This window comes from Methylotenera sp., assembly GCF_029946165.1.
Lineage (GTDB): Bacteria > Pseudomonadota > Gammaproteobacteria > Burkholderiales > Methylophilaceae > Methylotenera.
The window spans coordinates 288,689-301,402 of record NZ_JAQSDZ010000001.1 but is presented as its reverse complement, the minus strand read 5'-3'; the positions used below and the strand labels follow the sequence as shown (position 1 = coordinate 301,402).

Genomic DNA, 12,714 nt, shown 5'->3' with positions numbered 1-12,714 from the left:
GGTTCCAGGGCGATGCTAATGCCATTTTGAAAGTTCGTCGTTAGCCAACATGCTTTGGTTTTGTGGCGCACGTGTGTCCATTCTCATCGTATCAAGATCAATACCTTTTTTAAGACGGTCAGGCACTTCAACTGCTTTGACTCCAATTCTCTCGATAGATTTTAAAGCGCATTTAAAGTGGGCGATTCAATCAATATGCTATCACCAGGTCGCATCACAGCCATCAGGCAAAGGTTAAACGCTTCCAATGTTTCCATGCTCCGTTGATAATTTCAATCTCAACAGATGGTCGGTAGCTTTATAGTCGATAAGATTAGGCTGTCTAGTCGGAGTTATCTAAAGTCTAGTTTCAGATAACTGAGGGTTTTGCGGTTTCTAAGTTTCTACGGTTTCTACATATTCCTACGGTATTCCAAAGCCAAGCTCACTAAATCATGCAGTGCACAAACTTTGTTAATATGCGTAGAAGCTAGTTAAATAAGGGCTATTTAACTGAAAGAGTGCTGGTGTTGAATAATAAGGTTTTTATCCTTATAAGTAAGCTTCACAATTTAGCGATAAATTGTATTGTTCTTAGAGTAACTTAAATAGCGATAAACTGGTGAGTTGCACAAATGACTTTTGCGCAGCTTCCATAATGACTTGTTGTTTTGCGAGATCCGAAAGCGCGCTGGCGTAGTCAGTATCCATTATATCGGACAGCGATTTACTATATTGCAGTGCGCGGTCTGAGCCTGCTGTATCTAGGCTGTCAAGCTCATTGAGTTTTGCACCCACGTCAGCACGTACATTCAATACATTATCAACTGAGCCTTTTAAACTGCCAATCGCCGTTGATATTCCTGCGTTATATGCGGCCTGTGTGGTGGCGTTAGTAATTGGTGTGTTTAATAGAGTGACCAAGTTACTCAGTGTGGCGAATATGTCATTACCGTTACCTTGAAATATATTATTACCAGTTGCGTTGACGGCCATTTGGCGTTGTGAATCTACCTGCAATAATTGCTGGTTGCTATCGCCGGCATAAGTAGCACCAGTGGCGTTAGCAACAAAGGGTCTCGTGCTGGATTTAAAGCCAGCATAAAGGTAGTTTCCAGAGGCATCTTGTGTATTGGCAAGCCCAATCAGCGCATCTAGAGAGCCTTTTAATTCAGAGGCAATAAAACTTCTTTCTGTGTCAGATAGCGAAGCATTTCCTGCGCCAATTAAGGTGGATTGTGTCGATACAAGTAAATTGGTCACGCTAGTTAAGTTAGATTCTAGAGTGTTCAGTTTAAGTTGAGCGGTTTGACGGGTATCAGCGAATTTTGCATTAGCCGTTTTTGCCGATGAAATTTCTAATGCACGTGCCGCCGCAACAGGGTCATCTGAAGGTGACGAAATTCTGCGACCAGTGGAAATTTGTTCAGACAATTTAGCCTGTTCTAGCTGTAGATTGTTAATTCTGGAGATGCCAGATTGATAGATTGTGTTTGTGCTAATACGCATGATTTTTCCTTAACTTAATCTATCTACCTAATTGCAATAATGTATCAAATAGTTGAGAAGCGATTTGCATCATTTTGCCTGCAGCCTGATAGGCTTGTTGGTAGCGTAGCAGGTTGGTTGCTTCTTCATCTAAGTTGACGCCTGATTCTGACTGCATGGCGTTAGTGGCTTGTTCTAAAACTTGAGCTTCAGATGCAGAGTTGATTTTTAACTCACGTGTTTTATTGCCTACACCATTGACCATTTCAGCAAAAGCGGTTGAATAGCTGGTCGTACTATTATTCAATGTGCCTTGTGATTGCAGACCTGCAAGCAGCAAACCGTTACGGTTATCACTTGGTCCGCTTGATGATAATGTAAATTTATCTCCATCGCCTGGTGTGCCTGATATTGCAAAACTTAAACCACCAACAGAAATGGTTGCGCCACTTGTGTAAGTGATCGGCGACCCTGGTGGGAATACGGTAGGAACACCCGCTACAGTGACTGTCACAGGTTGTGTTGATGGTGAAAGCATCAATGTTCCAGGAACGCCAGTGGTGTAAGTCAGGCCAAGGTCACCAGTTAAGGTGCTACCTGGTGGAGGCACACTAATGCTTGCAGTGCCAGTATTAGTGGTGTTAGCAACTGCACTAAGTGTAGCGCTACCAATTGCCAATTTTTTGGCATCCGTAATGGCTAAACTAATGTTTGTTGCTGCATTTCTCGTTGGGCGTATGACAAAATCATCACCTTGAGTGAATGAGCCAGAAGCAAGGTTAAAGCTTACGCCATCTAGTGTTTGTGGCAGGCTGCTAAAACTTTGTACAGTGCTGTCACTAAGTCGGGTGATTTTGTATGGGTTAGCCGGGTCGGAATTAGGGTCGTATTGCAAACGGTAATCGCTGCTGGTCACAGCTCTTGCGTCAACAATCTGGCTAGTAACAACGGCATTAGTCACAAGGTTGTTATTAATGCTACTAGTTACTGAAGGTGTAGGAACATTAAATAAATTACCGCCAGCATTGCCGTTAAGGTCTATACCTTGATTATGTTGAGCATTAAATGTGTCAGCAAGAACGAGTGCAAGTTGTCCAACTTGATTTTGAATAGCATCTAGCGATTCTGATCTAAATTGAAGCAAGCCACCAATTGCACCTCCTGGTAAACTATTTCCACTTAGAACGGTAGATTTACCTGATGATTGATAGGCTATTTCTAGTCGAGATGGGTCAGTGGGTGAGCTTGCTGTCGTCAGCGACATGATGCTTTTACCAATGACTAAAGGTAAGCCATTACCCACATATATATTGTAACTACCTTGCCCCTGAGGAACTACCGTAGTTTTGATTTGTTTACTTAACTCCGTTACCAGTTGATCGCGTTGATCCATAAGATCGTTTGGCGGATTGCCATTGCTACTGATGGCAATTTCAATAGAATTGTTTAAAGATGCAATTTGCTTGGCGTAGGTATTGACTAGGCTAACACTAGATGTAAGTTCGGTGTTAACGTCATTACGCACTTCATTGAGACGGTTACTAGTGCTCTGTAAACGACTCACCAAAGATTGTGCATAAGACAGCATGGATTGTCTGCTAGGGATATCGCTTGGGTTAGCAGCTACGTTACTCACACTGCTAAAAAAATCAGAAATTGCTGGATTTAGGCCTGCGGAAGCATCAGACAACATATTATTAATGTAACCTAGTCGACTAGCGTAAATATCGCTACTAGCACTGGCCGCTTGGCTGCTTATTACTTGCCTAGCGAGGATTTCATTAAAAGCGCGCGTAACGCCCGCAATTTCAGTACCTTGACCAATGTAGCCGCTACCTGAGTATTGAGCTTGGGCGGCAGCTTGTACCACTACTTGTCTTGAGTAGCCAGGCGTAGAGGCATTGGCAATATTATGCCCCGTTGTGCTTAACCCAACTTGAGCAGCTGCAAGGGCGCTTTTTCCTATACTTAATATGTCAGCCATGATATTTACTCTTTAGAGAACCTGTGTACAACTATAATGACGGTTAGAATACATAAAACTTTAGACCATACATCTTAATTTAATTAATTCTGGTCTTCTTGCTTACCTTCGTTTATGTAATTAGTGCTGAGAAATACAATTTACACGGTAATTTTTAAGGGATCACTTTCTGTATGACGCTGGCAAGCTTGCTAGCGTAATTTGGATCAGTCGCGTAGCCTGCACTTTGCATGGCTTGCGCATAGCCATTTACGCTATCTAAGTTTGCCATCACTTTATTGTAGCGCGGATTATTGTTCATCATATTGGCAAAATCTTTGAATGAATCTGCGTAGCTGTCATAAGCCCGAAACTTTTCTATACGTTTTTGTTTTACGCCATGAATATATTCAGTCGTGGTAGCTTCTATTACTTTGCCATCCCAATTGCCAGTGGCTTTAATGCCGAATAAGTTATTACTTGGCGTACCATCTGCGCCTTTTAATTCACGTTTTCCCCAACCGCTTTCAAGTGCGGCTTGACCTAACATAAGATGCGCAGGCATACCAGAAGTGCGGCTGGCTTCCTCAGCATGTTTGCTCATACGATTTTTAAACTCAGTAGTACTGTCATTGGAGGATTTAGCATCAACTTTGTTATTTATTAACGAGGTTTCTGTAGGCGAGTTATTATTAATCAGTGCCTTAAAATCTTGTATATTATTAACAGACTTATTATTTGGCGTAAGAGGGTTACTGATAATTGCATTAACATTTGCATCAGAAGCATATGAGGGTGGTGTATCAGTGACAGCTTGCTCCATTGTATTGTTCACAGGGTTGCTGCCTTGGCTAAGTTGCCTAGCGAGAACATCAGCAAGCCCGAGCCCTTTTGAAGCTAAATTGCTGCTCAATTGCTGATCCAGCATCGAAGTGAAGGTACGGCTTTGTTCGTTATCAAAAGGGTTATCTTGCGGGGAAGCTGCACGCATGCTTTTCAACATCATATTCATGAAAATAGCTTCAAATTGCTTAGCAACGCCTTTAATGGCATCTGGTGAATTTTCTTTTGCAGCATTTTTTAAGCCATTTAAGCTATTGGCATCAAACGCTATTTTCCCAGATAAATCGGTGCTGTTAATCATAATGAACTCTCTATTGAAATCATGTTAAATGACTTCCAAATCCGCATGCAGTGAGCCAGAAGCTTTCATCGCTTGCAATATCGCAAGTAAGTCTTGGGGTGTGGCGCCAATCGCATTAAGGGCTTTTACTACATCAGATAAATTGGCACCGCTATTGAGTTTTAAAACCTTGCCTGGCTCTTTGTTAATTTCAATCCTGGAGCGTGCCGTCGATACGGTTTGTCCACTTGATAATGCGCCAGGTTGACTGATAACTGGGTCGGTGTTGATCACTACAGATAAATTACCGTGTGAAACTGCGCAGTTTTCCAAGGTGACAGCTTGATTCATTACAACAGAGCCAGTGCGTGCGTTCATAATAATTTTAGCGTTAGTAGGGGCGGGGACAACGTTAATTTTTTCTAGGTCTGCAAGAAAGCTCACACGGCTACTATTGGCCGGTGCTTGCACATGAATCACGCGACCATCTTGTGCTAAAGCGGAGTTGGCGCCAAAACGCTTATTAATTGCATCAACTACTAACGACGCGGTTGAAAAATCTGACTCTTTAAGTTCGAGATTGATATTGCCTGACTGATTAATGGTATTGGGAATCGAGCGTTCTACTGTGGCGCCATCAGATATTCTACCAACGCTAAGGTGGTTAATTTGCGTTTGGCTACCATTTGCGGCCGCACCAACGCCGCCTACCACTAAGTTACCTTGAGCCATGGCATAAATCTGTCCATCAGCGCCTTTAAGTGGCGTCATCAATAAAGTGCCACCGCGTAGGCTTTTTGCGCTACCCATAGATGAAACAGTGACGTCCAAAGTTTGACCTGGTTGAGCAAAGGCGGGCAAGCTACCTGTAATAATCACAGAGGCAACATTCTTCATTTGCACACTGGTGCCTGGAGGTAAATTCACGCCCATTTGTTGCATCATACTAATCATACTTTGCACGGTGTAGGGTGTTTGATCGCCTGTGCCATCTAAGCCTACGACAAGTCCGTAGCCGATTAATTGGTTGTTTCTTACGCCTTGAATGGTCGCTAAATCTTTTAATCTTTCACCATGTGCGAATTGCGTAAATACTAAGCCTATGGATAACAGCGAAAAGCACATGAAGCGCAGTATGTAAGCATTATTTGAGTTTCGATTGGTCATGATATTCACTAAAGGGCGGCCATACTTAGGAAAAAGCGTGCCACCATCGCAGCAATATTTGCGGCATCGACTTTAGTGTTAGTTCTATATTCAATACGGGCATCCGCTACTCTATTGGAGGGTACGAAATTGCCGACCGTGATGGTATCGGGGCTCACTACCCCAGAAAAGCGCACAAACTCGGTGCCTTTATCAAATGAAATTTGTTTTTCACCGCTTACCGATAAATTGCCATTGGGCAATACCTCAATGACTGTAACGGTAATTGAACCATTGAATACATTGCTAGCTTTAGAATCATCTTTTTCTTTGTAAGAGTTAGCGGATTTACCTGCAAAGCTTGCATTAGGTACGGCATGACCTAAAAAACTAGTAATCGCATTATCTGCCTTGCCGTCTTTACTGCCTGTGCTTTCAGAGTTTTTAATAGTGTTGGTATTTTCTACTATATTGATCGTCACAACATCTCCCACAAAACGTGGGCGACGGTCTTCGAATAAAGGACGATAAGCCGCTACATTAAAAATAGCGCCATTATTAGATTGAACCGGCGCTGCCGCAGTAGGTTTTGCGGTCAGTGGCTGTTTTACAACGGTTGTTGGAGTAAAAGCGCAAGCGTTAAATAGTAAGCATGATGCTAAAGCCATGCTTTTTAAGGCTGTATAGCACGCTTTATGATAATGAGTATTCAACATAGTTAACTCTTTTGCTTAATTTATATTCAATTAATTTTTATTGAATCTACATCTGCGTTAATTTTTGCAACATTTGATCAGATGTCGTAATGGCTTTACTGTTAATTTCATAAGCACGCTGGGTTTGAATCATATTGACTAATTCTTCCACCACATTCACGTTTGAAGTTTCAACGTAACCCTGCGTTAATAAACCTGCGCCATTGGTACCGGGGTTATTGACCGTAGGGTTTCCAGAGGCTGTTGTTTCTACATAAAGGTTTTCACCTTTGCCTTGTAAGCCCGCATTGTTAATAAACGTGGCCAGTTGTAAAGTGCCGACCTGTGTGGTGGCCGTTGAACCGGTCGTTGTCACTGAAACTATACCATCGCGACCGACACTAAAGCTTTCCGCATTGGCTGGAATGGTAATTGCTGGTTGAACAGGAAAACCGCTTGAGGTTACTAGTTGACCTTGGCTGTCAGTCTGGAAAGAACCATCACGAGTGTAAGCTGTTGTGCCATCTGGCATTAATACTTGAAAGAAACCCGCGCCTTGAATGGCGACGTCTTTATTGTTACTGGTTTGCTGAAGATTACCTTGGCTAAAAATGCGTTCTGTGGCTACAGGTCGTACCCCAGTACCAAGTTGTAAGCCAGAAGGTAACTGTGTCTGTTGCGAACTTTGTGCACCAGGCTGGCGAATATTTTGATAGAGCAAATCTTCAAATACTGCACGTGAGCGCTTAAAACCATTTGTGCTGACATTTGCCAAGTTATTGGCAATCACGTCCATTTGTGTTTGTTGGGCATCTAGTCCAGTTTTTGAAATCCAAAGTGAGCGTATCATTTCATTTCCTTTTAGCAAGACTCGCCAGCAAAGTTGGCTTAGTTGCGCTTATCAGTTTATTCTGGTCAAAATCAGCAGATATTTTTGAATGGTTACTTCATCGCTGATTGATTTATTCGAATGTTATGAGTCATATTAACCTATGCTTAATCAACCCAAACTTAGGAGTTGAGCGGCTTTATTGGCGTTATTCTCAGCACTTTGTATTAGCTTCATTTGAGTTTCAAATTGTCTGGCTAAACTAATCATCGATACCATCGCATCAATCACGTTAACGTTGCTACTTTCTAGCGCACCGCTAACAACATGTACGTTTGCATCAACTTCTGCTGGGTTGCCATTGCTCGTCACAAACAAACCATCCTCCCCGCGCACTAGGTCTGCTTCTGGTGGGTTAACCAACTTTAATCGCCCCAGTACATTAGATGCTCCTGGTAAAGAGCCATTTGCAACGGTTGATACTGTTCCGTCTTTGGCAATAGAAACCGCGACATCTGGCGGGATGCTGATAGGGCCACCATCGCCCAAAACAGTTAAGCCAGTGGCGGTTTGTAAAATGCCATTTTCGCTGACTTTGAGTGATCCATTACGCGTGTAGCCTTCAGAACCATCTGCACGCTGAATGGATAACCAACCTTTACCTTGTATCGCCACATCTAATTCGCGGCTAGTCGATTGAATGGCGCCTGAGTTAAAGTCTGCACCCACGGTAGAGTCCACTACAAATGCGCGTGTCGCTAAGCCTTGGCTGATCACAGGCACGGCCCTGAACGAATCGACTTGCGCCTTAAAGCCAGTTGATGTGACGTTAGCTAAGTTATGGGCAGTAGTCGCTTGTTGTTCAAGTATGTGTTTTGCGCCTGTCATTGCGGTGTAAATCATGCGATCCATAGCGGCTCTCCTAAATCTTTAAGTAGGCTTATTAGCTTTAACTATTATTTATTAACGTAAGTTAACTAAAGTTTGTAAAACCTGATCTTGCGTTTTAATGGTTTGGGCATTGGCTTGATAATAACGTTGTGCAGTAATCATATTCACAAGCTCGGCCGTCAGGTCTGTATTTGAATCTTCAACAGCCGATGATTGCAATACGCCTAGCGTCCCTGAACTTGGTACGCCAACTAGCGGAGCACCAGACGTTGAACTCTCACTCCATGCATTACCGCCAAGTGATTGCAGACCATTTGGGTTGGCGAAGCTTGCTAGTACGACTTGACCTAATGTTCTTGATTGACCGTTGCTGTAGCGCCCAACGATAGTGCCATCCGCGCCAGTATTAAATCCAGCTAAGCGCCCTGAAGTGTAGCCATCTTGCGATAGGCTGTTGATACTAAAGTTAGAGCCAAATTGAGTGCTGCCGGAATAGTCCATTTGGATGGATACTGCCGCCGCACCAGTCGGTACTGTTGGCACAGTCGCTGGAGGAATGGGTGGATTTAATGGCGCAAAAGTCACTGTGGTTGGGCTTGCTGGGACACTTGTAGGGTTCATCCCAGTTCCCGATGCAGGGAAAGTCATTGTTGCGGTAGGAGCGGGTAATACCGTGGTAGAAATGCCATCAGCAGTTGTGTAAACATTCCAAACATTAGGAAGAGCTGCATCTTTAACAAAATAGCTTTGTAAAGTATGTGAGTTGCCAAGACTATCAAATACTGTGACCGCGGTAGAATCGTTGTAAGTGGTCGGATCTGTTGGATCAAATGGTGTGACAGCTGGTGTAGCTTTGCGTGAATCCAAATTCACTAGACCAACTACACTCGTTGTGGATTTAGGTTGTAAATCTGAAGTGCTAATATTCAAGTCAACTGGTGCACCTTTTTGCAGAGTCCCAGTCGAATCGGCCGCATAGCCAGTTAAATGCTTATTTGCTGAATCAACAATAAAACCATCTTTATCCATCTTAAATTGACCATTACGTGAATAAGTCACAGCCCCGTTATTTGTCATACGAAAGAAGCCGCCACCATTAATCGCAATGTCCAGCGAGTTGTTTGTACTAGTGATGTTGCCTTGGGTAAATTGCTGTGCAACTGTTGATAAACTAGTACCAATACCAATTTGCGTTCCGCCGCCGCCAGTAAGTGAATTGGCAAATACATCTGCAAACTCAGCGCGTGATTGTTTAAAACCTACGGTATTCGCATTGGCTACGTTGTTGCCGATGACTTCTAATTGTTTTGAAGCTGCGTTAAGACCACTTAAACCTTGTTGGAAACTCATGGTGTTCTCCTGTTATAAATACTTAATAATTGGTTTTAATTGAATGTTTTAATAAGGCTGGCGGTTAAAAAATTTCTTTTACGTCAGAGGTGCTAACGCTGGTTAAATTACTTAAATTTAATTTCACTCCGCTGGTGTTATTTGAAACGCTCATCACTTCTGCGTAATTAAGGCCTTCAGCCACTACAGGCTGTCCTGCTATTGTTGCTGAGAGTTCAAATTTATAAACGCCAGTTGTTGCAACAGTGCCATCTTCAGCAAGTCCATCCCATTTCAATGGAAAGCTTCCAGCCTCTTGTGCACCAAGATTTAATGTTCGAATAGTTGACCCAGCAGAATCTTTAATAACCACGCTAAGTTTATCTGCACCAATAGGCAGGTCTACCCCGAAATAGCTACCAGTTCCTGTGGTAGGCAATGCCGTACCAGGCACTAAAACGCTGTGACCAATCATATTGGCCGCTTGATATGATTGACCAGATTGCATATTACTCATCAGGGATTCCACAGTATCATTTAGCTTGTTGATCCCCGTAACAGTGGAGAGCTGAGCCATTTGACTAGTTACTTGCGCGTTGTCCATTGGGTTTAAGGGATCCTGATTTTTCATTTGCGTAATTAATAACGTCATAAATCTATCTTGTGCGGCATCTACAGTACTTTTTGAACTTGTCTTACCATTCACGCTATCAAGTAAGGCTTGAGATGGGGTGTTTGATGTAGTTTGTACGGTGGTCATAGTATTTACCCTTATTTTAAAACTTCAATTTTTCAACTTAATTATTGATACGCTTTTTAGTGTAAAAAAGCTCATTGCTGTACTATTTAATTAGGACAACTTATTGTTGTGCTATTTAACTGGGACAACTTATTGTTGTCCTATGGTCAACGTTTTTAGTAACATGGTTTTAGCCGCATTCATAGTTTCGACGTTATTTTGATAAGCACGTGAAGCAGAAATCATATTCACCATTTCTTCTGTCACATTGACATTTGGCATGGTGACGTAACCTTTTTCATTCGCCAGTGGGTGTTTGGGGTCATAAACCACTTTAGCTGGTGAATTATCTTCAATTACCTTGAGCACCTTCACACCACTGGCGTCGGGTGAGCCCGTAGGCGTTGCACTAAATACCACTTGCTTGGATTTGTAGGGCGTTCCATTTGCGCTAGTGGCACTATCTGCATTGGCGAGATTACTGGCAACCGTGTTTAAGCGCTGTGCTTGCGCACTCATAGCAGAGCCGGAAATATTGAATACGTTAAATAGAGACATTTTTTATCCTATCCCAATGAAATTTAAGAGCTTTGAAGCGCTGTTAGCATATGTTTTAACTGCGCGTTAATGAGTGTTAAGCTTGCCTCATAGCGAATGCCATTGTCAGCAAATTGGTTGCGCTCTACATCCATGTCAACTGTATTACCATCTACGCTGCCTTGAATAATCGGACGGAATAAAGGCTCGCCTGGAGCAGCGCTAATATTACTGTTGCTCGTGCGAGAGCCATCTAAATGTAGAGGTGAAGTTTTTGTTGTTTGAAATGCATCTTTATTGATGCCAGCAACAGCGTTCTGCATGGCCGCTTTAAAATCAATGTCACGCGCTTTAAAGTTGGGGGTGTCAGCATTGGCAATATTTGCCGCAATCAGTTCTTGGCGCTGCCCACGTACTCTTAAAGCGTTTTGATGAAAACTTAAAGCTTCGTCTAATCTATTTAGCATGATGAAATTCCTTTTATAACGGCATAAACTTTCTTTAAAATTCTTTTAACAATCTTAAAGAAAAGTCATTAGCTGCCGATAACTTAGTTGCAAACTACTTTTTGCAAACAATTTTTAGTACGTACAAGTCTAGAATTAAAAGACTAAGTTTGATTGCTCAAGAAAAAGGGTAAAACTTGCCCTTTTCTTAATTTTGCTATGCGCTTAGCACCGTAGAATACATATTGAGTTTTACCATTGCTTATGGGATTTAATATGTTCAACCGCAATCAATTCAAAGTACTTATTAATTTACTTTCTAATGTAGCTGCCTTTAGTTTAATTTGTAGCTTAATGAGCCCTGCAATTAGTTTTGCTGAATCGGTAACGCCTGTTACCGCCACTGCAGCGCCCATGGGGAAACAGAATCTGGCGCAAATAAAAACAAAGATTACCGAATTTTTAGAAACACAGACGATTGGCTACCCTGGAAAAGTGAGTGTCCGTGCAGGTGCTATAGACCCTAACTTAAAGTTAGCGCAATGCCCCGATATGCAGGTTTTCATGCCAACAGGCAGTCGAGCATGGGGAAAAACCAGTGTGGGCGTGCGTTGCAACGCGCCAAATGTTTGGACAATCTATGTGCAGGCAAGCGTTAATGTATTAGCACAATATTTAGTTGCAGCATCACCATTAGCACAGGGTCAAACGGTAACCGATCAAGATATGATGTTTGAAAATGGTGATTTAACCCAATTGCCAGCAGGAGTTTTTACTGAGCAGTCGCAAGCCCTTGGTCGAACTGTGAATATCTCTATGACTGTGGGCACCGTGCTTAGACAAGAATTGCTAAGAGTTACCCCTGTTGTACAGCCAGGACAAACCGTGATGGTAACGTCTAAAGGCCAAGGTTTCAGTGTTTCCGCAGAGGGGCTTTCCATGGCAAAAGCTAACGAAGGGCAGGTGGTACAGGTCAAAGTTGCTAGTGGTCAAATAGTCACAGGAATTGCAAGGAATGGTGGTCAAGTAGAAGTGGGGTTTTGAAATAATGCTTAATGTTAACTTTGCGGTTTAAGTTGTTAAATATAAAGTATGAATAAAAAGCTTACAAAGTATTAAAGTTCGCTTAAACTATGCCGATATAAGCAATATGAATGCGTTAATACGTTTAAGTAACGCTAGGTAATTTAAGCGAAAAAAGGATTATAGCCATGAAAATTAATGAATCTATTAAGAACCCAGTTGGTCTAGGTGTTGATAAAACAGTAACAGCAAAACTGGGTTCAGCAAATAATAAAAATGCACAAGCTACACAAGTGGGCACTAAATCTGCCGAAAACGTTACCTTGTCGCCACTATCTGCGCAAATGAAGTCTCTTGAAGAAAAAGTCGCTGCAAGCAGTGTCTTTGATGCTGGAAAAGTAGATGCGATTAAATCAGCAATTGCTAACGGCCAATTCAAAGTAGATTCTGAAAAAGTCGCTGACGGGTTGATTAACTCTGTGAAGGATTTTTTATCAACACAGAAATAGCGGTAAAAACGATGTAT

Annotated in this window: 13 protein-coding genes; 2 read left to right on the top strand and 11 right to left on the bottom strand. The window is 42.3% G+C overall.

What is annotated here, in order from left to right:
• Nucleotides 1-573: 573 nt before the first annotated feature.
• The 11 genes from flgL to flgB form a co-directional block, all read right to left on the bottom strand.
• Nucleotides 574-1,488, bottom strand: a complete 915-nt coding sequence (gene flgL, locus PSV17_RS01270; protein ID WP_300478778.1) for a flagellar hook-associated protein FlgL — start codon at nt 1,486-1,488, stop codon at nt 574-576.
• Nucleotides 1,489-1,507: 19 nt separating this feature from the next.
• Entirely contained in the window at nt 1,508-3,451 is a 1,944-nt protein-coding gene (gene flgK / locus PSV17_RS01265) for a flagellar hook-associated protein FlgK (protein WP_300478776.1), read from the bottom strand.
• Nucleotides 3,452-3,605: 154 nt separating this feature from the next.
• Complete coding sequence (gene flgJ / locus PSV17_RS01260; protein ID WP_300478773.1) at nt 3,606-4,574, bottom strand: flagellar assembly peptidoglycan hydrolase FlgJ; 969 nt, start codon at nt 4,572-4,574, stop codon at nt 3,606-3,608.
• A gap of 24 nt (nt 4,575-4,598) precedes the next feature.
• The gene (locus PSV17_RS01255) at nt 4,599-5,678 is read right to left on the bottom strand and encodes a flagellar basal body P-ring protein FlgI (RefSeq protein WP_300479044.1); all 1,080 of its coding nucleotides are present in this window, start codon (nt 5,676-5,678) and stop codon (nt 4,599-4,601) included.
• Between the two features lie 50 nt (nt 5,679-5,728).
• Nucleotides 5,729-6,367, bottom strand: coding sequence for a flagellar basal body L-ring protein FlgH (locus PSV17_RS01250; RefSeq protein WP_300478770.1), 639 nt, complete (start codon nt 6,365-6,367; stop codon nt 5,729-5,731).
• Between the two features lie 94 nt (nt 6,368-6,461).
• Entirely contained in the window at nt 6,462-7,244 is a 783-nt protein-coding gene (flgG, locus tag PSV17_RS01245) for a flagellar basal-body rod protein FlgG (RefSeq protein WP_300478767.1), read from the bottom strand.
• Between the two features lie 150 nt (nt 7,245-7,394).
• A complete protein-coding gene (locus PSV17_RS01240; protein WP_300478764.1) occupies nt 7,395-8,135 on the bottom strand; it encodes a flagellar basal body rod protein FlgF in 741 nt (246 codons plus the stop codon).
• A gap of 51 nt (nt 8,136-8,186) precedes the next feature.
• Nucleotides 8,187-9,464 carry a flagellar hook protein FlgE gene (gene flgE, locus PSV17_RS01235; protein ID WP_300478763.1) on the bottom strand — a complete coding sequence of 426 codons (1,278 nt, stop codon included), beginning with the start codon at nt 9,462-9,464 and terminating at the stop codon, nt 8,187-8,189.
• 64 nt (nt 9,465-9,528) lie between these two features.
• Nucleotides 9,529-10,203 (bottom strand): flagellar hook assembly protein FlgD, encoded by a 675-nt coding sequence (locus PSV17_RS01230; RefSeq protein WP_300478761.1) that lies wholly within the window; start codon nt 10,201-10,203, stop codon nt 9,529-9,531.
• 129 nt (nt 10,204-10,332) lie between these two features.
• Nucleotides 10,333-10,740 carry a flagellar basal body rod protein FlgC gene (gene flgC / locus PSV17_RS01225; protein WP_300478760.1) on the bottom strand — a complete coding sequence of 136 codons (408 nt, stop codon included), beginning with the start codon at nt 10,738-10,740 and terminating at the stop codon, nt 10,333-10,335.
• A 23-nt stretch (nt 10,741-10,763) separates the two neighbouring features.
• Nucleotides 10,764-11,186, bottom strand: coding sequence for a flagellar basal body rod protein FlgB (gene flgB / locus PSV17_RS01220; RefSeq protein ID WP_300478757.1), 423 nt, complete (start codon nt 11,184-11,186; stop codon nt 10,764-10,766).
• A 255-nt stretch (nt 11,187-11,441) separates the two neighbouring features.
• On the opposite strand from flgB, the gene flgA reads away from it, so the two are divergent.
• Both flgA and flgM read left to right on the top strand, forming a co-directional pair.
• Nucleotides 11,442-12,209 carry a flagellar basal body P-ring formation chaperone FlgA gene (gene flgA, locus PSV17_RS01215; RefSeq protein WP_300478754.1) on the top strand — a complete coding sequence of 256 codons (768 nt, stop codon included), beginning with the start codon at nt 11,442-11,444 and terminating at the stop codon, nt 12,207-12,209.
• A gap of 167 nt (nt 12,210-12,376) precedes the next feature.
• On the top strand, nt 12,377-12,697 hold the full coding sequence (gene flgM, locus PSV17_RS01210) for a flagellar biosynthesis anti-sigma factor FlgM (RefSeq protein ID WP_300478751.1): 321 nt from the start codon (nt 12,377-12,379) through the stop codon (nt 12,695-12,697).
• Nucleotides 12,698-12,714 lie beyond the last annotated feature (17 nt).